At 42.6% G+C, this 24929-nt stretch carries 19 protein-coding genes, 1 pseudogene and 1 riboswitch; of the genes and pseudogenes, 19 read left to right on the top strand and 1 reads right to left on the bottom strand.

What is annotated here, in order from left to right:
• Positions 1-516: 516 nt before the first annotated feature.
• The 14 genes and pseudogenes from ACTQ50_RS17055 to ACTQ50_RS16990 all read left to right on the top strand — a co-directional run.
• On the top strand, positions 517-1362 hold the full coding sequence (locus ACTQ50_RS17055; RefSeq protein ID WP_441485190.1) for a hypothetical protein: 846 nt from the start codon (positions 517-519) through the stop codon (positions 1360-1362).
• A gap of 179 nt (positions 1363-1541) precedes the next feature.
• Positions 1542-2900, top strand: a complete 1359-nt coding sequence (locus ACTQ50_RS17050; RefSeq protein ID WP_441485189.1) for a VirD4-like conjugal transfer protein, CD1115 family — start codon at positions 1542-1544, stop codon at positions 2898-2900.
• Positions 2901-3073: 173 nt separating this feature from the next.
• A complete protein-coding gene (locus ACTQ50_RS17045; protein ID WP_441485188.1) occupies positions 3074-3979 on the top strand; it encodes a S1 RNA-binding domain-containing protein in 906 nt (301 codons plus the stop codon).
• Between the two features lie 134 nt (positions 3980-4113).
• Positions 4114-5781, top strand: coding sequence for a putative manganese-dependent inorganic diphosphatase (locus ACTQ50_RS17040; protein WP_441485187.1), 1668 nt, complete (start codon positions 4114-4116; stop codon positions 5779-5781).
• Positions 5782-5792: 11 nt separating this feature from the next.
• A complete protein-coding gene (locus tag ACTQ50_RS17035; protein WP_295306810.1) occupies positions 5793-6389 on the top strand; it encodes a flavin reductase family protein in 597 nt (198 codons plus the stop codon).
• Positions 6390-6496: 107 nt separating this feature from the next.
• Positions 6497-7003, top strand: a complete 507-nt coding sequence (locus tag ACTQ50_RS17030) for a shikimate kinase (RefSeq protein WP_441485191.1) — start codon at positions 6497-6499, stop codon at positions 7001-7003.
• Between the two features lie 89 nt (positions 7004-7092).
• A complete protein-coding gene (locus ACTQ50_RS17025; protein WP_441485186.1) occupies positions 7093-8385 on the top strand; it encodes a UDP-N-acetylglucosamine 1-carboxyvinyltransferase in 1293 nt (430 codons plus the stop codon).
• A 97-nt stretch (positions 8386-8482) separates the two neighbouring features.
• Positions 8483-8584: riboswitch (SAM riboswitch) on the top strand.
• 137 nt (positions 8585-8721) lie between these two features.
• Positions 8722-9921: a methionine adenosyltransferase gene (metK, locus tag ACTQ50_RS17020; protein ID WP_441485185.1), complete on the top strand. Its 1200-nt coding sequence runs from the start codon at positions 8722-8724 to the stop codon at positions 9919-9921.
• A gap of 352 nt (positions 9922-10273) precedes the next feature.
• Positions 10274-10870, top strand: a complete 597-nt coding sequence (locus tag ACTQ50_RS17015; RefSeq protein WP_441485184.1) for a hypothetical protein — start codon at positions 10274-10276, stop codon at positions 10868-10870.
• 282 nt (positions 10871-11152) lie between these two features.
• Complete coding sequence (locus ACTQ50_RS17010; protein ID WP_441485183.1) at positions 11153-12301, top strand: sensor histidine kinase; 1149 nt, start codon at positions 11153-11155, stop codon at positions 12299-12301.
• Positions 12298-12987 carry a response regulator transcription factor gene (locus ACTQ50_RS17005; protein WP_441485182.1) on the top strand — a complete coding sequence of 230 codons (690 nt, stop codon included), beginning with the start codon at positions 12298-12300 and terminating at the stop codon, positions 12985-12987. The genes ACTQ50_RS17010 and ACTQ50_RS17005 overlap by 4 nt, the downstream gene beginning before the upstream one ends.
• A 225-nt stretch (positions 12988-13212) precedes the next feature.
• Entirely contained in the window at positions 13213-14520 is a 1308-nt protein-coding gene (locus ACTQ50_RS17000) for a site-specific integrase (RefSeq protein WP_441485181.1), read from the top strand.
• 147 nt (positions 14521-14667) lie between these two features.
• A complete protein-coding gene (locus ACTQ50_RS16995; protein ID WP_441485180.1) occupies positions 14668-15954 on the top strand; it encodes a tyrosine-type recombinase/integrase in 1287 nt (428 codons plus the stop codon).
• Between the two features lie 379 nt (positions 15955-16333).
• Positions 16334-16913, top strand: a pseudogene (locus ACTQ50_RS16990) (transposase); the annotation flags it as partial.
• A gap of 27 nt (positions 16914-16940) precedes the next feature.
• Here the strand turns inward: ACTQ50_RS16990 and ACTQ50_RS16985 are convergent.
• Positions 16941-17552 (bottom strand): hypothetical protein, encoded by a 612-nt coding sequence (locus ACTQ50_RS16985; RefSeq protein WP_441485179.1) that lies wholly within the window; start codon positions 17550-17552, stop codon positions 16941-16943.
• 210 nt (positions 17553-17762) lie between these two features.
• On the opposite strand from ACTQ50_RS16985, the gene ACTQ50_RS16980 reads away from it, so the two are divergent.
• The 5 genes from ACTQ50_RS16980 (at position 17763) to ACTQ50_RS16960 (ending at position 24592) form a co-directional block, all read left to right on the top strand.
• Positions 17763-20135, top strand: coding sequence for a LuxR C-terminal-related transcriptional regulator (locus tag ACTQ50_RS16980; protein ID WP_441485178.1), 2373 nt, complete (start codon positions 17763-17765; stop codon positions 20133-20135).
• Between the two features lie 22 nt (positions 20136-20157).
• On the top strand, positions 20158-22098 hold the full coding sequence (locus tag ACTQ50_RS16975; RefSeq protein ID WP_441485177.1) for a clostripain-related cysteine peptidase: 1941 nt from the start codon (positions 20158-20160) through the stop codon (positions 22096-22098).
• Between the two features lie 60 nt (positions 22099-22158).
• Positions 22159-22554: an MATE family efflux transporter gene (locus ACTQ50_RS16970; RefSeq protein WP_441485176.1), complete on the top strand. Its 396-nt coding sequence runs from the start codon at positions 22159-22161 to the stop codon at positions 22552-22554.
• 183 nt (positions 22555-22737) lie between these two features.
• Positions 22738-23964 (top strand): ATP-binding protein, encoded by a 1227-nt coding sequence (locus ACTQ50_RS16965; RefSeq protein WP_441485175.1) that lies wholly within the window; start codon positions 22738-22740, stop codon positions 23962-23964.
• Between the two features lie 292 nt (positions 23965-24256).
• Positions 24257-24592, top strand: a complete 336-nt coding sequence (locus ACTQ50_RS16960) for a plasmid mobilization protein (protein ID WP_441485174.1) — start codon at positions 24257-24259, stop codon at positions 24590-24592.
• Positions 24593-24929 lie beyond the last annotated feature (337 nt).

The following is a 24929-nucleotide window of genomic DNA, read 5'->3' as shown; positions in this document are numbered from 1 at the left end:
GGAACACAGCCAGATTTTTGTTGATTTTGAAAAAAATAAAAAGAAAAGAAGTTTTAAAAGAAAAATGGTGCTGGGCATAACACCCAACACCAAGTTTGTCTACAGTCTGGAACTCCTTCTAAATAGAAGGGGTTTTTATTTTGCCCAAAATACAAATTAAAGTCAGTAATTACAAGGGAATTTGGAAAATACGGAGAAAACAGAAAACTTTGAAAATCATGTTTTGTTTCCATGAAAATGGATTATTTCGTTTTAACATATGTCAATTTAAGTAAAATATGTGATATATATGTCACATTTTTTACAACAGAACAAATACAACATAATAAAACGTCAACAAAATATACAAGACGCCATAATACATAACGGCACATAACTGCATAACATAATAAAACCTTAAAAATTAAGCGGGAGCTTAATTGAAACAGAATAAAATGCAAATAAAACATACGAGTGTTTTAGTGAAGAAAAACCTAAAACATAAAAATTCCATCAAAATGAAAAGGAGATAACGAAATGCAAAACAAGAAAACAACAAAAATTTACGAAGAAAGAAATTTAAGCGGCGAGCTGGAAAAGAAAATTAAATACGCGCGCACCGGGGTGCTCACCGATCAAGAAGTCATTGGCAAAATGATGCGTTACATTGCAGATTTGTCATTTGCTGACTTCATGTTCTTTAAACGGGAAGCTTTTGAAGATGTGATGACACAGTTGGGCTTTTCAAAATGGGAGGATGGTTATCCAGACATTTCCGTTGGACAGGTCTGTGACTTTGTGTCAGAACAGTTTCACCAGGCGCCTACTGCCAGGAAAACAACACAACTGGTTGACATTATGCGCGTCCCCTATGACCTTGTGGACCTGAGAATAGAAGGGCGCCCTTTGCGGGTGCATCCAAAGGAGGCCACAACATGGGATTCCCTGGAGGAAAAAGAACTGTATTCTGAGCTGGAAGCCGAAGGCCCCATTGCGCTGGAGCAGCGTCTGCAAAGAATTTACAACTTAACGTACTACAAGAAAACGAAGTATGAATTCCATGCAATAAATGGAATCCTGCCCTGCAAATACGGAAACTACTGGCAAAGCCTGGTTTACGGTACCTCATTGTGGGATATCGATGAGGTTCTGCAGAAGCTTACAGGAAAAAAGATCACCTGTATCCGCAAGCTTTGCGATGATTTCACCAATCCGGATGAAGTCAACATGGATTTTAGCATCCTGGAATTCTGCGACTACTTTCTCTGTGACATGAACTGCCAGGACAAGGTATGGCTGTTTGTGGAGCCTTTCGCAGAAATTTACCGTACAACACAACAAAAATCAACAGAACCAAAAGCTAGAAAGGTGGCGGGGGCCTGAATGAAATTAAAAGCTAGAAAGGTAGCGGTGGCCTGAATGAAATTAAAAGCTAGAAAGGTAGCGGTGGCCTGAATGAAATCAAAATCGAGAAAGGTGGCGAGCGCCTGAATGAAATTAAAAGCAAACAAGGCAGCGGGAGCTGTACTGAAAGAAAGGAGTGGTAAAGGAGATTAAATTAAATGATTAGTAAAGTTTTTATGGAGAACAAAGAAAACAACAGAATTCTGGCACAGGGCAAGTACATCAACAACAATACCTGGGAGACAGGTCTTAACAATAATGACCTGATCATAGGTGTCAGCGGTGCCGGAAAGACAAGAAGCTATGTCATTCCAAACATCCTGGAAAGCAACGACAGCATGATCGTTGTGGATACCAAGAACCAGCTTTGCAAAAAGCTTGGTCCGGAGCTGAAGAAGAAGGGGTACGATGTCGTAAACCTGAATTTTGACAATATGCGGGATTCACCAGTGGGATATAACCCATTGCTGCACATCGAGAAAGAGAGGGTGATAAAGAACGGCAAACAGGTGGAACGCTACCGAGGGCAGGACATTGAGATGCTTGCCCAAAGCCTCTGTCCCGTAGAATGCGGGAAAGATCCATTCTGGGATCATGCAGCTGCTATGCAGGTAAGCGCCCTGATTTCCTATGTTCTGGAAGCACTTCCGGAACGGGAACACCATCTTGGAAAAGTGGCAAAGCTTCAGCAGCTTCTTGGAACCGAAACTCTTGATCTGCTGATGCAGGAGTGGGAAATGATCCATCCGGAGAGCTTTGCAGTGAAAAAGTGGCATCTTTTTAAGGACACAAAAGCTGCAGATAAAACCAATGCCAGCTCTGCATTCATATTGGGAGAAAAGCTGAGTTCTTTCTACAGTCCGGAATGCGAACAGTTCTTTACCAACAAAAGACAGGTAAGTTTCTGGGAGATGGGTTATCGGAAAATCGCATTGCTTATCAATGTCAGCGACAGTAACCGGTCATGTGACAGGCTGCTGAATCTGCTGTACGTACAGGCTTTGCATGAACTTTGCCAGCTGGCTGACTATGAGGAAGACGGCAGGCTTGAGATCCCCGTGAGATTTATCATGGATGATTTTGCATCAAATGCGGTAATTCCAGATTTTGACAAAATCATTTCCGTGATCAGATCCAGGGAAATCTACGTAAGCCTGATCTTACAGAGCATCACACAGCTGGACTCCATGTATGGTGAAAAGTGTGCAAAAACCATTATCAACAACTGTGACAGCTGTCTTTACCTTGGCGGTCAGGATGTGGATACTGCAAAGTACATAAGCATTAAGGCAAATAAAACGGCAGACAGCATTCTGAATATGCCAGTTGGTGATGCCTGGCTTTTTGTCCGCGGACAGAAACCACAGCAGGTCACGAAATTCAATGTGGAACAGTATGATCTGTTCGATCCGGCTAAAGCAGAACAGAAGGAGAAAAGACCAAAAGGCTTCTTCTTTGAAGAGCTCCCTCTGGCTGGTCTGGATGAGCCTAGTACAGCTAGAAAGGAGAAGGAATAAAGCAAATGAACAAAAGTAGAACCAGAAAAAGGTGCCTCCTGCAAAGAACTGCAGGAGGTGTTTTTTATTTCATGCAATTTAAAATTTATTTGCAACTAAAAGGGCGTGTGATATAATCCATTTTAAGAAGTTGAAATTTTAAGAGATTGATATTTCGAAAGGAGTCATAAGCCATGGCAGAGACAATGAAAGATTACGAAGCTGAACTGGAAGCTTCTTTTAAGAAAATTGAAGAAGGCGATATTCTCACAGGAACAGTTGTGAGCGTAGACGATAAAGAGATTATTGTTGATTTAAAATATTATGCAGAAGGAATCATCCCGGTAGAAGATTACAGCAGAGAACCGGGCTTTAACGTAAAGGAAGAGGTACATCCAGGAGACGAGGTTTCCGCAACCGTAGTAAAAAAAGACGACGGAAACGGCAACATCCTTTTATCCAGGGTAGAGGCAACTGACGTTCTCGCCTGGGATAAATTAAAAGAGCTGAAAGCTTCCGGCGAAATACTTGATGTAGTGGTAAAAGGCGTGGTAAACGGCGGCGCAGTTGCTTATGTAGAAGGTGTGCGCGGTTTTATCCCGGCATCTAAGCTGGCCCTGAGCTACGTGGAGGACACCAACGAATATCTGAATAAGCGTATCCAGGTTCAGGTAATTGATGTCAATAAAGAGGACAAGAAGCTGATCCTTTCTGCAAAGGAAATCTTAAGAGAAAAAGCAGAAGCGGAAAGAAAGAATAAAATTTCCAATATTCAGCCAGGCTTTGTAACAGAGGGAACTGTAGAGAGCCTTCAGCCATACGGCGCATTTGTTGATCTTGGAAACGGCGTATCCGGACTGGTACATATTTCCCAGATCTGCGAGAAAAGAATCCGCAAACCATCCGAGGTTCTTGCTGTTGGAGATAAAGTTAAGGTAAAAGTAACTGCAGTGAAGGACGGAAAGCTGAGCCTGAGCATCAAGGAAGCAACTGATATGATGGCAAAAGAAGTGGAAGAAGAGAAAATCGAAATTCCACAGTCCGGTGAAGAGGCAACCACATCCCTGGGATCTTTATTTGCAAATATTAAGCTGAACTAGAGCCTGTTTGAAAAATCGTGTCTTTTTCAAACACGCTCTAATGCCGACAGAAAAAATAAACCCGAAGTAAAAACTGATTGACTGTAGCTTGAAGACGGGCAGCAGTTATCTTGATTTCAGAAGGAAGAATGTGAATGAAGAATCAGAAAGTATTTGTAATGGGACATAAAAATCCAGATACGGATTCCATCTGTTCCGCAATTGCTTACGCAGATATTAAAAACAGAACCACCCAGACCAAGCGCTATATTCCAAGACGCGCCGGTCAGATCAACGAAGAAACCCAGTACGTTCTGAACCGTTTCGGCGTACAGCCGCCAGCCTATCTGGGAAATATCGGAACGCAGGTAAAAGATATGGACATTCGCCCGAAGCCGGACGCAGACCGTACCATGTCCCTGAAAAATGCCTGGGATATGATGCAGAACAAGGGCATTGTTACCCTGCCAATCTGCAACAGCGAAGATGAGCTGGAAGGAATTGTAACCATCGGTGACATTGCGGATATTTATATGGACACCAAAGACAGCTACCTTCTTGCAAATGCCAGAACCCAGTACAACAAGATCAAAGATACCCTTGACGGTGAAATCGTGGAAGGAAACGGCCACGGCTATTTTACCAAGGGAAAAATCCTGATCGGAACTGCGGATCCGGAGATGATGAAGAACTATATCGAAGAAAATGATATGGTCATTCTGGGAAACAGAGAGGAAGACCAGTTAAAGGCAATCGAGCTGAATGTAAGCTGCATTATTGTAGGCATGAACATTCAGGTAAGTGAGCGGGTAATCCAGAAAGCCCACGAGAGACAGATCATTATCATCACCTCTCCGTACGATACCTACACAATTGCCCGCATGATCAACCAGAGTATTCCGGTAAATTACGTCATGAAAAAAGACAATCTGGTAACCTTCAGCACTGAGGATTTCACAGATGATATCCAGGATGTTATGATCAAACACCGTCACCGCGCTTTCCCTGTGATCAACAAGAGGGGAAAATGTGTGGGAACCATTTCCAGACGAAATTTCCTGGACATGCACAAGAAACAGGTGATTCTGGTAGACCATAATGAGAAGGATCAGGCAGTTGATAATATTGAGAAGGCGGAGATCCTGGAGATCATCGACCATCATAAGCTTGGTTCTCTGGAGACTATGAAGCCGATCAATTTCCGAAATGAACCGGTTGGTTGCACCGCAACCATTCTTTACCGGATCTATGACGAGCAGAGACTGGAAATCCCGCCTAAGATCGCAGGACTTCTTTGCGCTGCCATTATTTCAGACACCTTAATGTTCCGTTCACCTACCTGCACCCAGCAGGATAAGATCGCTGCAAGTGCACTGGCCCTGATCGCGGACATTAAGATCGAAGATTTTGCAAGGGAAATGTTCAAGGCAGGAAGCAATCTGCAGGATAAAGCACCTGAGGAAATTTTCTATCAGGATTACAAGAAATTTATTGCAGAGGGAAATGTGGCTTTCGGCGTTGGACAGATCAGTTCCATGGACGAGGAAGAGCTTCAGGAAATCAAAGCCCGCCTGAAACCGTTTATGGTAAGCGAGTGCGGCCGTCACGGAATTTCCCGTGTTTACTTTATGTTAACCAATATTATGGATGAGTCTTCTGACGTGATCTATTACGGAGAAGGCAGTGAAGAAATGGGAAAACTTGCATTCCAGCAGGATCCGAAGGATGAATGCTTCCACCTGAAGGGCGTGGTTTCCCGTAAGAAACAGATGATCCCAGCCATGATGGAAGCAGCACAGATCATGGCAAATGACTTCAATTAAGGAGCAGAAAAATGGCAAAACAGACCTGGAAACCAGGCAATATGCTTTACCCTCTCCCGGCTGTGATGGTCAGCGTTACAGATGGGGAGGGCAATGATAATATAATAACAGTGGCATGGGCGGGAACGGTATGCACCAACCCGCCTATGGTAAGCATTTCCGTCCGTCCCACCAGATTTTCCTATGACATGATCTGCAAGACTAAGGAATTTGTGCTGAACCTTACCACAGAGGAGCTGGCGTATGCCACCGATTACTGCGGTGTGCGTTCCGGCAGGGATGTTGATAAATTCCAGGAGCTTCATCTTACCAAAGAGAAAGCGGATCATGTAAAAGCACCTATGATCGGCGAATCTCCTGTAAATATCGAGTGCAAAGTAAAAAAAATAGAAAAGCTTGGCTCCCATCACATGTTTCTGGCAGAGGTTGTGGCCGTACATGCAGATGAAGCCTACATGGACAAAAATAATAAATTTCAGCTGAATCAATCGAAACTGATGGTGTATTCCCATGGAGAATATCTGGGACTTGGCAAAAAGCTTGGAACCTTTGGCTACAGCGTAAAAAAGGGGAGAAAACGCAGCAGCTCACGCCGTTCCAAGGCATAAAATGCCGTTAAAAACCTGGAAAATAGTAACAAAACCAGTAACAAATTCTTAATGGGATTGCAATAATATATCTTTTGTGTTATTATCTAGAGGAATATCGAATGAAAATGAATAATATTACATTGATTGGAATGCCCGGTGCAGGTAAAAGCACTTTGGGCGTTGTTCTTGCGAAAATACTTGGATATGAATTTTTAGATTCAGATCTTTTAATACAAAAAGAAGAAAAAAGACGTCTTTATCAGATCATTGATGAAGAAGGCGAAGAAGGTTTCAAGGCCATCGAGAACCGCGTAAATGCGTCGATTGAGACTGAGAATACTGTGATTGCTACTGGGGGAAGTGTGGTATATTGCAGTGAGGCGATGGAGCACTTGAGATCAATCGGGAAAGTAGTTTACCTCAGACTTTCTTTGGAGTCTCTTGAGAAGCGGCTTGGAAATCTCAAGAAGCGAGGAGTTCTTCTGAAAGAGGGACAGACTTTGAAGAGCTTATATGAGGAGCGTGTTCCCTTATATGAAAAATATGCAGACATTGTGGTAGATGAAGAAGGGAAAGATTTGGAAGCAAGTCTGCAGGCACTTTTGGAAACACTACAGACAGGGGTTAATTAAGTAACTGTAGATCAAAGAGGAGAGCTTTTGGAGGTTATTGTGTGGCAATAGCCTTTTTGCTCGCGGAGTAAGAATAATAGAGGTGTGTTATGGAACAGTATGTGATTAAAGGCGGAAATCCGCTTGTTGGTGAAGTAGAGATAGCAGGTGCCAAGAATGCTGCACTGGCTATTTTATCAGCAGCTATTATGACAGATGAGACAATCCTCATCGAGAATCTGCCTGACGTCAGAGACATCAACGTTTTACTGGAGGCAATCGCTGGCATCGGTGCACAGGTTGACCGTATCAATAAGTCAACTGTTAAGATCAATGGTTCTACTATTGGTGATGTAAGTGTAGATTATGAGTACATTAAGAAGATCCGTGCATCTTACTATCTTCTTGGTGCTTTACTTGGTAAATATAAAAGAGCGGAAGTTCCACTTCCAGGCGGCTGCAATATTGGAAGCCGTCCTATTGACCAGCATCTGAAGGGCTTCAGAGCTCTTGGTGCCAAGGTTGACATTCTTCATGGAGCTATTGTTGCAGAGGCATCAAACCTTCATGGAAGCCATATTTTCCTTGACGTGGTTTCTGTAGGAGCAACCATCAATATTATGATGGCAGCATCCCTTGCGCCAGGACGTACAATTATTGAGAATGCAGCAAGAGAGCCGCACGTAGTAGATGTTGCCAACTTCCTGAACAGCATGGGAGCCAATATCAAAGGCGCTGGTACAGACGTGATCCGTATCAAAGGCGTTGAGAAACTGCACCGCACAGAGTATTCCATCATTCCGGACCAGATCGAGGCAGGAACCTTTATGTTTGCTGCAGCAGCTACCGGCGGTGATGTTACAGTTAAGAATGTAATTCCCAAGCATCTTGAGGCTACTACAGCTAAGCTTGAGGAAATCGGATGTGAGGTTCAGGAGTTTGATGATGCGGTACGTGTTCGTGCAGTTGGCAAGCTTCACCGTACTCATGTGAAGACTCTTCCATATCCGGGATATCCCACTGATATGCAGCCGCAGATTGCTGTTACCCTGGCACTTGCAGAGGGAACCAGTATTGTGACTGAGAGTATTTTTGAGAATCGTTTCAAATATGCAGACGAGCTTTCCAGAATGGGAGCCTGTATCAAGGTTGAGGGCAATTCCGCGATCATCGATGGTGTGAATAAGCTCACCGGCGCAAGAGTAAGCGCACCGGATCTTCGTGCAGGAGCTGCGCTTGTTATTGCAGGTCTGGCAGCAGAGGGAATCACCATTGTGGATGACATTGTTTATATCCAGCGTGGTTATGAGAATTTCGAGGAGAAACTCCGCAGCCTTGGCGCAGAGATCGAGAGAGTTTCCAGTGAGAAGGAGATTCAGAAATTCCGCCTGCGTGTGGGTTGAGCCACAACAAAAATAGTCATCTGACTTCAAATGTCTATTGACAATTACAAGCAATCAGTATATTGTATTGCTTGCAACAGGAAAACTGAAGAATAGCCTTTTATTCAGAGTGGTGGAGATACATAGGATCTATGAAGCCACGGCAACCCCTCGAAAGAGAGGAAGGTGCCAACCTGAGCGAGTGATCGAACAATAAGAGGATTGTTTATATAAACGTCATTTATAAGACAGTCCGCTTGTCCGGGCTGTTCTTTTTTTGCGGAGATTTTATAGCACTGTTAAGATATTAGCTGCTTTGGGATTTTCGCTCCATCGAAGAAAGGGTAAAACAAAAGAATGGAAAACAAAGAAAAAATCTTATTTACTTCCGAATCTGTAACTGAAGGCCATCCGGATAAAATCTGTGATGCCATTTCTGATGCCATCCTGGATGCTTTAGTAGCACAGGATCCAATGAGCCGTGTAGCCTGTGAGACTGCTACAACAACAGGTCTTGTTCTGGTTATGGGTGAGATCACCTCTAAGGCAAACATCGATATCCAGTCTATCGTAAGAGAGACCATCCGTGAGATCGGTTACACCCGCGGAAAATTTGGATTCGACGCTGATACATGTGCCGTAATCACTGCACTTGACAAGCAGTCCACTGATATTGCAATGGGTGTTGACAAGGCTCTTGAGCAGAAAGAAAACCAGATGGATGAAGATGAGCTTGATTCCATCGGAGCTGGTGACCAGGGCATTCAGTTTGGTTATGCCTCCAACGAAACAGAAGAGTACATGCCATATGCCATCAACATGGCACACAAGCTTGCACGTCAGCTGACTAAGGTTCGTAAAGACGGCACTCTGAAATACTTAAGACCAGATGGAAAAACTCAGGTAACAGTTGAGTACGACGAGAATGGCAAACCAATCCGTATTGATGCGGTTGTATGCTCTACCCAGCATGATCCGGATGTTACACAGGAGCAGATCCATGCAGACATTAAGAAATATGTATTTGATGAGATCATCCCGGCTGATATGGTAGATGAGGATACCAAGTACTTTATTAACCCAACCGGACGTTTCGTAATCGGCGGACCAAACGGGGACAGCGGTCTTACCGGACGTAAGATCATTGTTGATACCTATGGCGGAACTGGACGTCACGGCGGCGGTGCTTTCTCCGGAAAAGACTGCACAAAGGTTGACCGTTCTGCAGCTTATGCAGCACGTTATGTTGCCAAGAACATTGTTGCAGCAGGTCTTGCTGACAAGTGCGAGATCCAGCTTTCTTACGCGATCGGTGTTGCACACCCGACTTCTGTCCATGTAGAGACCTTTGGTACAGGTAAAGTATCTGACGCGAAAATGGTAGAGATCATCCGTGAGAATTTCGACCTTCGTCCGGCCGGAATCATCAAAATGCTTGACCTTCGCCGTCCAATCTACAAACAGACTTCTTCATACGGACACTTTGGCCGTACAGATGTAGACCTTCCGTGGGAGCACCTGGATAAGGTTGAGGATCTGAAGAAATACCTTGCATAAGATTTGAAAAAAGCGACCGGTTGGTCTGAAGAAAATTTCATAGTAAGGTTAATAAATATAGCCTGGGAAAGACTTGAGAAGATATAATGAGATCCCTTTGCTGAAGATCCAGCGGAGTGAGTACATATCAGATTGAGTTTTTCCAGGCTTTTTTACGCGATAGGTGCGCTTGACATGAGAACTTGGCTGCTATCGTGATAACGAGCAAAACACGCTCTAGTGTTGTTACGCGCGCAGAATGGCAAAAAAATAATTCTACGTTTGTAGAAAAAACTCTTGACATTTTGCTTCTACAGTTGTAGTATAAAACCAACTTCTACAGAAGTAGAAGAATGACAGGAGGAAAAAGCGTATGAGAAAGAAAAATTTATTTACAACAATTCTGGCAGCAGTTTTTGCTGTGGTTATGATAAATGCCGTTTCCGGCTGCGGTACACAGAGCGGACAGCCTGCTTCTTCTACATCAAGCCAGAGCAGCGCAGACCCTGAAACCAAGAGCGTAAGCATGACACCCGCCGGCAGCACTACAGAATCTGCGGCCACCGCGAATACATCCAGCAGCAAGTCCGGTAATACTTCTGGTAATTCATCTGATAGCACTAATTCCAAAACTACAGCAGATACAAGTACCGCGGACAATAATTCTGCTGCCGCCGCAGATACTTCTTCCACCGTGGACACTTCAAATGACGATACATCCACATCAGGTACCCAGGAACCTGCGATTACCTACTATGACGAAGACACCGATGAGGATGCCGATCCGGACGGAGAAGATTCCCTGAATCTGAGAACCGTATATCTCCAGTCCGAAGACGGTGAAACCGTAGAAGTCACAGAGCAGACCAACGGCGACTATTATTTCCGTGACGAAAACGGAACCGGATTCACCGACAATGGCGGTGGAAAATGGTCTGACGAATATGGCAATGTTTACACAGAAGAATAATCTGATTTTATAGACCAATTTCATATAGCCCCTTTACAGGTAAAATCCCCTTTGCAAAAACTGTCCTATTCCTGGGACAGTTTTTTTCTGTCCATAGGTATTATTGAACCTGTGCCTTAAAATTGTCTGTGTTCAATCCACCCATTATTATTTTATAGAAAATTAAGAGATGAAAACAAAGCTTTATGCTATAATCTATATAAAAGTCGGGGCAAAAAGGCAGAAGTGACCTTATAGCCGTGAAACCTGCCCCTGAAATACAAGAAAGAGGATAGAACCGTTATGAAGCTGAAAACAAGAATCATTCTGGGATTCACCATGATCATTCTTATGCCTTTGCTTCTGTTTGCTGCGACGCTGTACGGATTCAGCCAGTCACAGTCCCAGAAAGCACAGGTTCAGACCGAAAGTGACGGCACCGTATATGATATTTCCATAACCGACTCCGCTGACAGCCAGGGCAGAGTCCATGTGATGGCGAAGGATCTGTTTATCAGTGCCTTTGTCATTCTGATCTCGGTTGCCCTTGTAGTTGGATTGTGGGTATATCGCAGCATTGCCGTACCTCTGGTTAAATTAAAAAAAGCGACGCAAAATATAAAAGAGGGCAATCTGGACTTTGTTCTGGATGTGGAAGGAAAGGATGAATTTTCGGAACTTTGCCAGGACTTCGAGGAAATGCGCCGCCGTCTGAAGGAATCCACAGAAGAAAAAAGTCTGATGGAAAAAGAGAACAGAGAGCTGATCAGCAACATTTCCCATGACCTGAAAACCCCGATCACAGCGGTAAAAGGCTATGTGGAAGGAATTATGGACGGCGTAGCAGACACTCCGGAGAAAATGGACCGCTACGTCCGCACTATTTACAATAAGACCAACGAGATGGATCATCTGATCAATGAGCTGACCTTTTATTCCAAAATCGATACCAACCGTATCCCTTACACCTTCAGTAAGCTGAATGTAGAAGATTATTTTGCAGACTGTGCAGAAGAGGTGGGGCTGGAGCTGGAAACCAGAGGAATTGAGCTGGTTTACGCCAACTATGTGGAGAAAGACGTTATGGTAATCGCAGACGGCGAACAGATTCGCCGTGTTATCCATAACATTATCAGCAATGCCATCAAATATATGGACAAGCCCAAAGGAATCATCCAGATCCGTATTAAAGATGTGGGTGATTTTATCCAGATCGAGATCGAGGACAATGGAAAAGGCATTGGCCCAAAAGACCTGCCTTACATTTTCGACCGTTTTTACCGTACTGATGTTTCACGAAATTCTTCCAAAGGCGGAAGCGGAATCGGTCTTTCCATTGTGAAAAAAATTCTGGAAGACCATGGCGGCAAGGTATGGGCCACAAGCCGTCTGGGAATCGGCACGATCATGTATTTTGTACTTAGAAAATACCAGGAGGTACCAATGAAATGAGCAGAATTCTGATCATTGAAGATGAAGAAGCGATTGCAGAGCTTGAGAAAGATTATCTGGAGCTCTCTGGATTTGAAGTGATTATTTGCAATAGAGGCGATCTGGGACTGGAGAAGGCGCTGAAGGAAGAGTTTGACCTGATCATTCTGGATCTGATGCTGCCGGAGGTGGATGGATTTGAGATCTGCCGCCAGGTAAGAGAAGCCAAAAACACCCCGATCATCATGGTTTCCGCCAAGAAAGACGATATTGACAAGATCCGCGGCCTTGGACTTGGTGCAGATGATTATATGACCAAGCCATTCAGCCCAAGTGAGCTTGTGGCCAGAGTGAAGGCACATATGGATCGTTATAACCGTCTGATCGGTTCTACAACCCAGAAGAACGATATTATTGAGATCCGCGGAATCAAGATTGACAAGACCGCCCGCCGTGTATGGGTGAATGGCGAAGAGAAGACTTTTACCACCAAGGAATTTGACCTGCTTACCTTCCTGGCTCAGAATCCAAACAGGGTATTTACCAAAGAGGAGCTTTTCCGGGAAATCTGGGATATGGAATCTGTAGGGGATATCGCCACAGTTACAGTCCACATTAAGAAGATCCGTGAGAAAATTGAGTATAATAATGCCAAGCCGCAGTATATTGAGACCATCTGGGGCGTGGGATATCGGTTTAAAGTGTAATTCGTAAATCAAAAAGCCAATTTTCCTTGTATTTTCGCATCAGCAACGAGCCAAAGAAGCCTGTTAACAGGCGGATTTGGCGACTGCCGCGACTGCCGGACTTGTCCGGCTGTAAGCCATTCTTTAGCCTTTAAAGAGTGGCTTTTTTCTTTAAAAACTACCAAAAAAACTACCAAAATCGAAAAATATGTCGCGAACGCGTCAGGATGGAGGAAAAGTAGCTTTATGAAGAAAGAATTGTACAAGGAGACCGGATACCCGGGAATTAAGCAGAGAATCAGCGATAACATGTACATCGTGACGATTGATCTGGGACGTCAGCTTCGTTTGAATAAGAAAACAGGGCTGATGGAAATGAAGCAGGCAAAAACTACCAAACACGTAACCACGTTAAAAGAGGCGAAAGCACTTCTGGGAAAAAATAACAAGGAGAAAAAGGAAAGAAAAGTGACAGAAGTGGCTGAAAAAGTGCCCTTCATTCGTGCCCTTGCAGAATATACTGCACATTACAAGGAGAACTGGTCGGATTCCTATATGATGCAAAAACAGTCACAGGCAAAAAGGATGCAGACCTATTTCGGAAATCGTGATGTAAAAAGCATTGATACATTGGATATCGAGGAATTCTTCAAGTGGTGCAGAAGCCCACAACCGGGATTCCCACAGCCACTTAGTAATAACAGCATTCAGAAAATCAGAACACATTTGTATGATCTATGGAAGTATATGAAGAAGAATCAGAAAAAGTATGGAATTCGAGAGAATGTTGTTCTGGATGCTGAGGTCGGAGATATCAAAAAGTTTGAAGCAACGATACTGAACGCAGAACAGGTCAATTATATGATTCAGTATGCAATCAACAATGAAAAAGATTACTCTACATTGGCATTGATAGGTCTCCCGCTTCTCAGTGGACTGCGCCGGGGAGAATTATGTGGTGTGAAATGGAAGAACATTGATTTTGAAAAACGACTGATTGATGTGGAATATCAGAGATGTCAGATTTCCACAGGCAGTCTGGAGAAAGTGCCGAAGGGCGGGAAAGACGATGGTAATTCCAGAGAAGAGCGTAAACAGAGATATGCGGCACTTCCGGATTCTCTGGCAATTCTTCTTGGCTACATCAAGGATCAGCAGGCAATCTATCTCAGACGCGAGGTTACTCCCGAGGACTATATTTACATGACAAAAGTAAATCTGGTGAATGGATATCTGCCACATCCGGGAAAGCTTAGCAGAAAGTTTTCTGAGTTTCAAAATAGGATGAATAAGGTTCGTGAAAAGGCAGGGTTGGAACCAATTCCCCAGGTGAGACTGCATGATCTGAGGCATACTTTTATCAGTTTGTGTTTAAATGGTGGAGTTAATCAGTTTCAGGTTTCCGCAAACTGCGGACATACCTTTTCCGGAAAAGGGAATTCCATTACAGTATCAGTGTACTGGCATGATGACAACAACAGAGAAGATATAATCGCTTTCATTGATAAGATGATTACAGCGAAGCTGGAAATTCTGGATATGAGTGAATACTGATTATTATTTGAAATCCCAGATGCTAAGGTGTCTGGGATTTTTTAAATTTCTAAAAAACTTTTGAGATGTTCCTTTATTTTTACCATTTTCTTTGTCTTTAAAAGGTGAAGGAACTAATATCAATTCACCAAAAGGAGCAATCAGAAAATGAAAAAAGATACGTACGTCGATACTGGAACACCAGGAATTAAACAGAACGTAATCACTAAAAAGTATGTGGTAAGTCTTGATTTTGGACGCCAGCTACGTATGAACAAGAAAACAGGAAGAATGGAAATGAAGCAGATCAAGACAACCAGAACTGTGAGTACCATGAAGGAAGCAAAAGCAATTCAGGGAAAAAATAATGCGTTAAAGAAAACTAGGAGAACAACCGGTATTACGAGAAAGATTGCATTTGACCAAGTGCTGGATGAATATACGGAATACTATAAAAGTACATGGTCTGATTCCTACATGATGCAGAAACAATCGCAGGCGAAGAGGATGAAAGCATATTTCAGTGATCGAGATGTTCGCACCATTGATACACTTGACATCGAAAAATTCTTTGCATGGTGTAAAGAAAGTCAGCCGGGGTTTGAATATCCTTTAAGCAATAACAGCGTTCAGAAAATCAGAACACATTTGAAAGATTTCTGGAGATATATGAAAAAGAATCAGAACAGGTATGGTATTACGGAGAATGTTGTTCTTGATGCAGATTATGGAGAAGTGCAGGTATTCAAGGGCAATATTCTGAATGCTGAACAAGTCAATTATATGCTTCAGTTTGCGATAAATTATGAGGCAGATTATTCTGTGTGGAGCATGATTGGATTCACAGTCCTGACTGGTATGAGACGAGGTGAACTTTGCGGAATCAAGTGGAGAAATATTGATTTTGAAAACAGGTTGATTGATGTTGAATATCAGAGATGCCAGATTTCTACCGGTAGTATTGAGAAAGTACCGAAAAAAGGAAATGATGATGGACATACCAGAGAAGAGCGGAAGCAGAGATATGCAGCATTGCCAGATATCCTGGTTCAGATGTTGGAACATATCAAAGCACAGCAGGAAGAATATCTGCAGCGTTCCGTGAAACCGGATGATTATATTTATATGACAAAAGAAAATCTGGTTAGAGGATATCTTCCTCACCCGGGAAAAGTCAGCCGGAGATTTTCAGAATTTCTAAACCGTGTGAATAAAGCCAGAGGAAAAGATGGACTGGAACCATTGCCATATGTCCGACTCCATGATATGCGTCATACGTTCATTAGTCTTTGCCTGAATGGAGGAGTAAACAGGTTTCAGGTATCTGCAAATTGTGGACACACATATTCAGGAGAGGATAATAATACAACTGTTTCTACATACTGGCATGATGATGGTAACAGGTCGGAAATCATTGGTTTAATAAATCAAATTATTCAAGTGAATATAGAATAGCAAGTATAAGAGCAGCCCCTGTAAAATCTCTCAAGCGAATTACAGGGGATTTTTTGTGTGAGATGTGACGCTTTTGGCATCCGGAGACCTTGTAGAATAAGGCTTTGTGGGCACGAAAATGAAGAAGATGATATATTTGTCCAGAAAGTTGGAAATGAGGGGTGAAAGCGTCACATTTTCTTGGAGAAACGAGAATGAAGGGCAATGCTTTTGGGTATCGAAATCAGCACAGAATAAAGGAGGTGTGATGGCTGTTGTTGAGCAAAGAGACAAACGTTCCAGTCCTTAATAAATTAATTGGGAAAGTGTTATCCTCTTTATAAAAGAAAAGTTGGCAAGTGCGAACAATATCATTGCTTGATTTTATATTTGTAGGTATAAGTGCAGCACTACTGATCCTGAAAGTGGATGGTTTCGCAAAGGGGAGTACAAGAATGTATTTGCCTACGCAATAGAAACTGCCTGTGATAAGAATGGCTAGATTCTTGGTTATACAATCAACCCGGGGAATCAGCATGACAGTAGAACTTTTAAGGGGCTGTATGATAAGATCAAGGATATCGGCATAGAAACACTGGTTGCAGATGCAGGATATAAAACTCCGGCGATTGCAAAGCTTTTGATAGATGATGGGATAAAACCTCTCTTACCTTACAAAAGACCAATGACCAAAGAGGGATTCTTCAAGAAATATGAGTATGTGTATGATGAGTATTATGATTGTTATATCTTTCCCAACAATCAGGTGCTGACATATCGTACAACAAACAGGGATGGAAATGAAAGTCGGGCTTACGTTTGCGTGTATGAACTTGAAAAAGTTAGCAAAGATAAAGGTAAAATGGGGATTGCTGGAAACGAGAAAACTACACAAAAATACAATTTTGGATGCAATTCGTTTGATAAAAGAAATATGGCTCTGGGATTTATATCCCAGAGCCGCTTTGTCTACAGTCTGACATGGCCTGCCGTTGTCAGCCATGTTATTATTCGGTTTCAGTTTCAGTTTCTTCTTCGGATGCTGTCGCACTGAAAGAGCACACAATGTTCTGCGCAATCGGAGCAAAATCACTGTCATCCTCAGGAGCTCCGAGAGTTACGTTGTAAACACCACCCTGATCACCCAGAGTCACGATTCCCATAGTCTGGATACCTTCACTGGCTACAGAATAGGTAACGACCGGAATTTCATTGATGTACATGTAGCTTACTTCTTCAAATCCCTGATCGGTGTAATATGATGCCAGTTCATCCAGAGTGGAAAGCTCGCTCGGCGAATAAGAGATTGCTACGGACTGAGTCTGCTCTTCATTTGCTGCCTGGAAATATATGCAGTTTTCAGGAGCTTCCTCGTTCAGATCTGCATTGACCAGAACATCCCAGTTACTGGGGAGATAGAGATCAAATACATCAAAAGCGGAAATCCATGTTCCCTCATAAACCGTTTCGTCAATCATGGTGGAATCTAAGGATTCTATCTCTTCGCTGCCTTCTTCCATAACCTCTGTTTCTTCAGCAGCCTCTTCTGCCAGTGCCATAACAGGGCATCCGACAAGCATCACGCCGGTCATCATCAGTGCTAAAATTCTTTTTTTCATTGCATTAATCTCCTTTTCCTGTATGTAGTATAATTTTTTTATGTTCCTCATTATACCAACTTATAGAATAAATGGAACTGACCGAAAGTACAGTCTTGGAATAAAAACACGATAAACTGGACTTTTGTACAGTTACTATTTGAAAAAAATCAGTTTATAATAGAATCAGCTATATGGGACAGTATGTTTGGTCAACGGAGGGAAAAATGTGTGTCAAAAAAAGCGGATAGAATTTATGTAATGCCTGAGGCCGCAAAGAAAAAAATGCAGCAGGCGAAAAAGAAAAGGCAGACGGTTTATATCTATGGTGCGACATGTTATGGAAAAACAGAATTTGTAAAGCAATTTTTGAAATTTCGTAATTATGTGTATTTTTCGTGTCAGGACTATGCCAAGATTTTGGATGAAGGGGTTTCCTGGGGAAAAAACTGTGATATTCTTGTCATTGATGATATTCAGGCGGCCTATGGAGACAGGGTAAGACAGAAAATCTGTGAATTGATTTTGGCAGAGAATGTATGGTTGATTTTGATTGGAAGGAGTCCGGTACCATTCTGGATACTGGAATCGTATTTCAAAACGAATATGATGATTATTTCTGAGGATGATATGCGATTGAGAAAATCGGAAATCCGTGAGATGGGACTCAGGCATGGCCTGGAGCTGACAGAAGAAGAATTGGCTTACTCAGAAAAGTATTCGGAAGGGAATGGGTTTGTAGTTCTCCAGACGATGCAGCAGGTACTTGAGGGATATAAAATAGGGCCTGAGTTAACCAGCAGAAATACCGAATTAATGTCAGCTTATATTGAGAAAAATCTTCTTCCCGTCTGGGATAAAGAGGTACTGGATTTTCTGGTTAAAGTAAGCGTAGTTGAGGAGTTTGATCTGGAGCTGGCTGAATTTATCACCGGAAATCCAAGAGTTTGCTCACTTATTGAAAAGAGCAGAGAAACCGGAAATTTTCTATTTCAACATCAGGGTATTTATTACATCAGGCCGACACTGCTGATTTCCCTACGCAGTTATGCAGCAAAAGAATATGGGCGGGAGTGGATCAAAGAACTTCAATATAATGCAGGACTCTATTATGAAATTCACGACAGGCTTTTAGAAGCTCTGAGAATGTACGAGCGAAGCGGAAACGAAAAAAAAATCCGTGATATACTGCTGCGCAATGCAAGACAGAACCCGGCGGCAGGATTTTATTTTGAACTCCGGAACTATTATCTGCGGCTTACTGAAGAAGAGGTGGAAGGTGAACCAGAACTTATGGGGGCTCTCAGTATGCTTTATTCCCTCCTGATGCAGCCGGAGGAAAGTGAATACTGGTATCATAAGCTTGAAAATTATTCAAAAATGGAAAAAGGGATAGCACGACGAAATGCGGAGGCAAGACTGGCTTATTTGACAGTAGCGCTTCCACACAGAGGCATCAAAGGTTTGACAGAGATTCTGGTAAGTATGGCAAAGCTTATTCTATCCTGCGACCTGGCCATACCTGAGTTTTCACTTACCAGCAATCTGCCCAGCGTTATGAATGGAGGGAAGGATTTTTCCGAGTGGAGCAAGCGTGACAGAGAGCTGGCGGCGACAATCGGCAAACCAGTCACCTTTGTACTTGGAAAATATGGAAAAGGACTGGTAAATGAAGCGCTCGGTGAGAGCTTTTTTGAGAAGGGCGAAAACAATTTCGAAACCCTTAGACTGTTGTCCAAGGCACAGATAGAGGCTGAAAATGGTGGAAAAAAAGAGCTGACGTTTGCAATCATAGGGCTGCAAAGCCGACTGCATCTCGTTGGAGGCGATCTTGCCCTCGCACAGAAGCAACTGGACTCTTATGAAAGAAAACTGGATAAAGAAGATGCCAGACAGTTGTTTTTGAATTTGCAGGCTTTTCGATGCAGACTGCATTTTTATGAAAATAATCAGGCTGCAATTCAGGAATGGATAAAAGAGGCACCAGATGAAAACGAAACTTTTTTTATTATGGAGCGATACCGGTATCTGACTAAGGTGCGTTATTATATCTTGCGGGCAGAATATATAAAAGGCCTCTCATTGCTGGAACGACTGCAGTATTACGCAGAGCAGTACGACAGGCCGTACCTGTCCATGGAAGTGGACATTCTGGAAAGTATCATATTGGACCGGATGGGAGAGGAATGGCAGGAATTGTTTCTGAAACTGTTAAAAAAAGCAGGTGAGTACGGTTTTGTCAGAATCATCTCTCAGGAGGGGGCTGCCGTATTTCCTCTTCTGAAAAAAATACGGGTAAATTACAGTCCGGAAACCAGGAAAGAGAAGGAATGGTGGAAGAAGGTTTATACGGAGACGGAAAAGATTGCAAACTATTATCCGGGTTATCTGAATGCAGAAAATGCCGCAATAAAAGACTTCAGCGAACATGCGATCCGTATTCTGCAGCTACAGGCCGAGGGAATGACTATCCGGCAGATCGCCCAGACTATAGGGCTGGCGGAAACAACGATAAAATACCATGCGGCGGAGAATTACCGGAAACTGAATGTAAAAGGAAAAACGGATGCCGTGCAGAAAGCCAAAAGTCTGAAAATAATATGAGATAGTATTTAAGAGGTAGATTATGAAAAACAGAAAAACAAATTTGGTACTGTGCATATGTATGGTGAGCATGATAATAATTACCCTTTTTTCATTTGAAATAGTGGATGCTTCAGAGGAAAGCTGGGCAATCTACTGGTATCTGTGCGGCAGTGATCTGGAAAGTGATTATGGTGCTGCGACGGCAGATCTGATGGAACTGCTGGAAGTTGACCTGCCGGAAAATGTGACTGTAGTGATTGAAACAGGCGGTGCATATAGCTGGCAGAATGAGATAGTGGAAGCCGGATATCTGGAACGCTATGTATATACACAAGAAGGATTCTGGTGTGCGGCGCAGGAAGAATCAGCAAGTATGGGAGATGCCGAGACTCTGTCAGATTTTCTGAAGTTCTGCCATGATAACTATCCTGCCGACCATGAGGCGGTGATTTTTTGGGATCATGGAGGAGGAAGCGTACAGGGTGCAGTTTTTGATGAAATGTATGATTATGATTCCCTGACACTGGATGAGTTTCATGAAGCCTTTGCTCAGGTATATGATCTTTCAGAACAAAATCCCCCTTTGGAACTGGTTGGTTTTGATGCCTGCCTGATGGCTACGATTGACACGGCGGGAAGATTTACGGATGTTGCACGTTATCTGGTGGCAAGTGAAGAAATGGAGCCTGGCTGTGGATGGAATTATTCCGGATGGATGGGAGCACTGGCATCTGACACAGCAATGGATGGTTCCCGGCTTGGGACTGTGATCTGTGATTCCTATCTGGAGGGCTGCATAGAAGAAGGTGTAGGGGATGAGGTCACACTTTCGCTGATTGATTTGTCACTTGTTCCGAATCTGATCGAGATGTATGAAAGGATTGGACAGGAGGCTATCGAACACCAATATGAAGATGCAGCTTTTTATATGGAGTTCAGCAGAGCTGCCATGCAGGCTGAGAACTATGGAGGCAATACGGATTCATCAGGATATGCGAATTTAGTGGATCTGGGAGATCTGATCCGGCAGAATTCACACAATCTGCCCCAATATTCAGAAGAATTGCTGAACGCACTTGAGAGCTGTGTCCTTTATAAAATAAATGGTCCATATAAGAGGGAATCCTCAGGACTCTCGTGTTATTTTTCTTATAACAGTGATGAAGAGGAACTGGAGCAGTATGCAATGCAGTGTGTCAGCTCCTCATTTATCGAGTTTTACGAATATTGCCTGACAGGAGAGGTTACGGAGAGTTTTCAGGAATATCTGGAATCCGGGAACTATACAATAGCCGATTTAGAGGAAGTTCCTGTATTTGAATTTGCTGATATGGATGAAATTCCTGTATATATCGATGAGAATGGATATGCTGCCATTGAACTGGACGAGAATACGGTCAATGCGCTGATTGGAGTTTACTTCCAGCTGGCATATATGGATGAAGAAGATGATATTGCAATCTGGCTGGGCAGTGATAATGATCTGGATGTGGATTGGGAAAATGGAATATTCCGCGACAATTTTCGGGATGTATGGGGAGCCATAGACGGTCACCTGTGTTATATGGAAATTGTTTATGAAGGGGAGGATTACAACCTGTATCTGGTTCCGGTGCTGCTAAATGGCACAGAATATCAGCTTCATGTTGTTTATGATTATCTTGAAAATAAATATGAGATATTAGGTGCCAGAAGGGGACTGGATGACAATGGTATGTCAGACCGTAATCTGGTGAAACTGAGACCGGGAGATCAACTGACTACTTTGCTCTATGTGTCTGACATATCCGGCGATGATGAATTTGAATTATTTGAAGCTGAGGAGTTTGAAGTGACGGAAGATACCGGATTTGCGGAGGAAGATCTGGGAGACGGAAACTTTGCAATGATGTTTCAACTGACGGATTGCCGGGGAAATGACCTCTGGTCAGATGTGGCAGTTTTCAATGTTGAAGACGGATACATATATGTGGAAGAGTAGATGAAATTTCAGGTGACAGATTGGTTCTGTTTGTGTGTCATAGAGAGAGAATCATAAGAAATGACTACGAAAGAGGGAGATTTTGTGAATACGCATACACAGGCAGCGTCTCAGATGACGGAGGAACCAATATGGAAGAGAATCTTATTCTTTGCGCTGCCGCTGATGGTGGGAAATCTGTTTCAGCAGCTTTACAATACGGTAGACAATATTGGGGTTGGGAATCTTGGAGGAAAGGAAGCTCTGGCTGTCGTCGGTACAGTGGATCCAGTGATCAATACATTTATCGGATTTTTCCTGGGCATGTCTGCAGAAGCAGGTGTGGTCATTTTCCAGTATTATGGAGCAAAGGATGAGAAAAAAGTTAGCCGCATTCTTTCGGGTGTCAGGCACTTTGTAACTCATCAGAAAAAAGATTATTCTTTCATATACAGATACGGGGGAGATTTTTTCTGAACTCGTCGATGATTGTGAAGCGTGAATGCAATCAAAATGGAATTTAGTCGAGTAAATTATTTATGACAAAACAAGACCGTCATTGTTTGTAGAAATTGAGGAGATTACTATCAAGGTCTGACAGTGCTCGCATTGTCAGTTAAGACCGATGGAAAAATATACGGAACGACAGATGGACGCTTTTTGAAGCGTTTAGGAAAAAACTCGAAACCATTTTTCCCAGATGAAATGAGCAATCGATTCTATGGAGAACATATTTCGGATTTCTCTTCAAAGATTGTGGCAGACAGCACCTTGGAAGATGTAAATCTTCTGGAAGTATATTCGTTGAAGGAGAAACTCAGGGTTCGTGATCCAAAATCAACACTTCCGGATTCTGAAGATTTTGCATTTTTGAGAGATTTAGGACTGATAAAAACAGATGGAGAAATTGAAAAGCTGACAGTTGCTGGACTGTTATTCGTAGGAAAACAGTCATCCATAAGCAGATTGCTGCCATCAGCAGAAGTGATTTATTTACATTACAGTGCAGATAACCTGGAAGAATATGATGCACGATTGGATATGCGTCAGCCGATTGTATCAGTCTTGGATCGACTTACGGAAATTATACAAAACGATAACCGGATTTTGAATGTTCAGATTGGACTGTTCCGGTTGGAGATAGCGGATTTTTCGGAAAAAGTATTTCAGGAAGCATTGTTAAATGCGATGTCTCACAGGGACTATCAGAGTATGAGTGCTGTATATGTAAAGCATTATCCGGATAAAATTGTGATCGAGAATCCAGGTGGATTTTTGGACGGTATCACGGAAAAGAATATCATTACACATCCATCAGCTCCTCGTAACAAGCTAATTGCCGAGACGTTACAGCATTTAAAATATGTGCAGCGCACCGGACAGGGCGTGGATATTATTTATCGGGAAATGGTATCTATGGGAAAACCATATCCGGAATATCATGTGTTTAGCGATGCTGTTTCTTTGACATTGCGTAGTTCGGTTGAAGATATGTCTTTTGTAAAGTTTGTTGTTGCCGAGCAAGAGAAAAAGCAGATTATTTTATCATTAGCGGAGTTAATGATCCTGAGATATGTAACAAAAAATAAGCAAATTAAGTTGTCTGATGCAAAAGACCTGGTACAGCTATCCTTAGAAGATACAAGGAAATGTTGCCTTAATCTGGTAAAACTGGGATTGATAGAAACTGTTGGTAAGGAATATATGCTGACGGCCAGAGTTTATGAAATGGTCAAATCAGATGTACAATATACGCGTGATAAGGTTGTCCAGTATATAAAGGCAGAACAGCAGGCCAGAGCAACAATTGATAAAATGCGAAAAGAAAATATTATCGATATGATCGGTAAAGGAAAATCTTCAAAATATGTTCTTGTTAAGTCATGATACGAGTGTTCACTCGGAAAAACTCGAAAAGCACTCGAAAAAACTCGTATATTTCAATATTGTATGAAGTTCCCAGATGATGGGGAATTTATCCGGCGGTGCACCTGAGGGTGTGCCGCTATTATTTTTAACGGATGAATATTTTTCAAAATTTCCTTTATTTTTGGAAAAAACTTTGTCCTTAGAATATGAAGGGATTGTTTAGTAGAGCAAGGACAGCCAGTGGTGCCCCATCTGACGAAAACAGAACCGGATCCCTGACCAATTCTGAAAAAAATGAAAGGAAAAAATTATGGAAAACAGAAAAAGAAATATTCAGATGCGCTTCTGGGTTACATCAGAAGAAAAGAAGTTGATCCGTAGAAAAATGTACATGGCAAAGACAAATAATATGGGTGCGTATCTCAGAAAAATGGCAATTGATGGTATCGTTGCGAATGTTGATATGACATACCAAAAAGAAATGTTTCAGGAGATGCACAAGATTGGTGTGAATGTAAATCAGCTTGCAAAAGTTGCAAATACGACTGGTGTAGCAACACCTGAAGATATAGTTGAGGTGAAAGGCATGTTGGATAATTTATGGCATATACTGAAACGTGATGCTCAGTGGATTAAAGAGCAATAGGTTTTGTAAGATTTTAGCCTGAATCTTACTTGCGATAACAGATTCTGTTCCAGATCTGTGCAAAAAACAGAAGGGAGCATTTCATAATGTCTGTCTTTCCTTGCGCAGGGAAGACAATGGAATTACAAAAAATAGTAAGCGCCAAATATTCCTGCGGATTTTCTAATCTTCTGGATTCCTCTATAATTGTAGATGAAAGATATTTAGACTATTTCACTACAATCATGGAGGATAGGTTATGGCAACTACTCGCAAAGCCCGTGTTCCGATGGCGGAACAGATCAGGCTTATCAATGAATGCCGCCAAAGCGGTATGACAGATGCTGACTGGTGCCGT

It is taken from the genome of Blautia sp. Sow4_E7 (assembly GCF_052116245.1).
Taxonomy (GTDB): Bacteria; Bacillota; Clostridia; order Lachnospirales; family Lachnospiraceae; genus Blautia_A.
The sequence above is the reverse complement of the archived record's forward strand: the minus strand, read 5'-3'. Positions and strand labels throughout refer to the sequence as shown.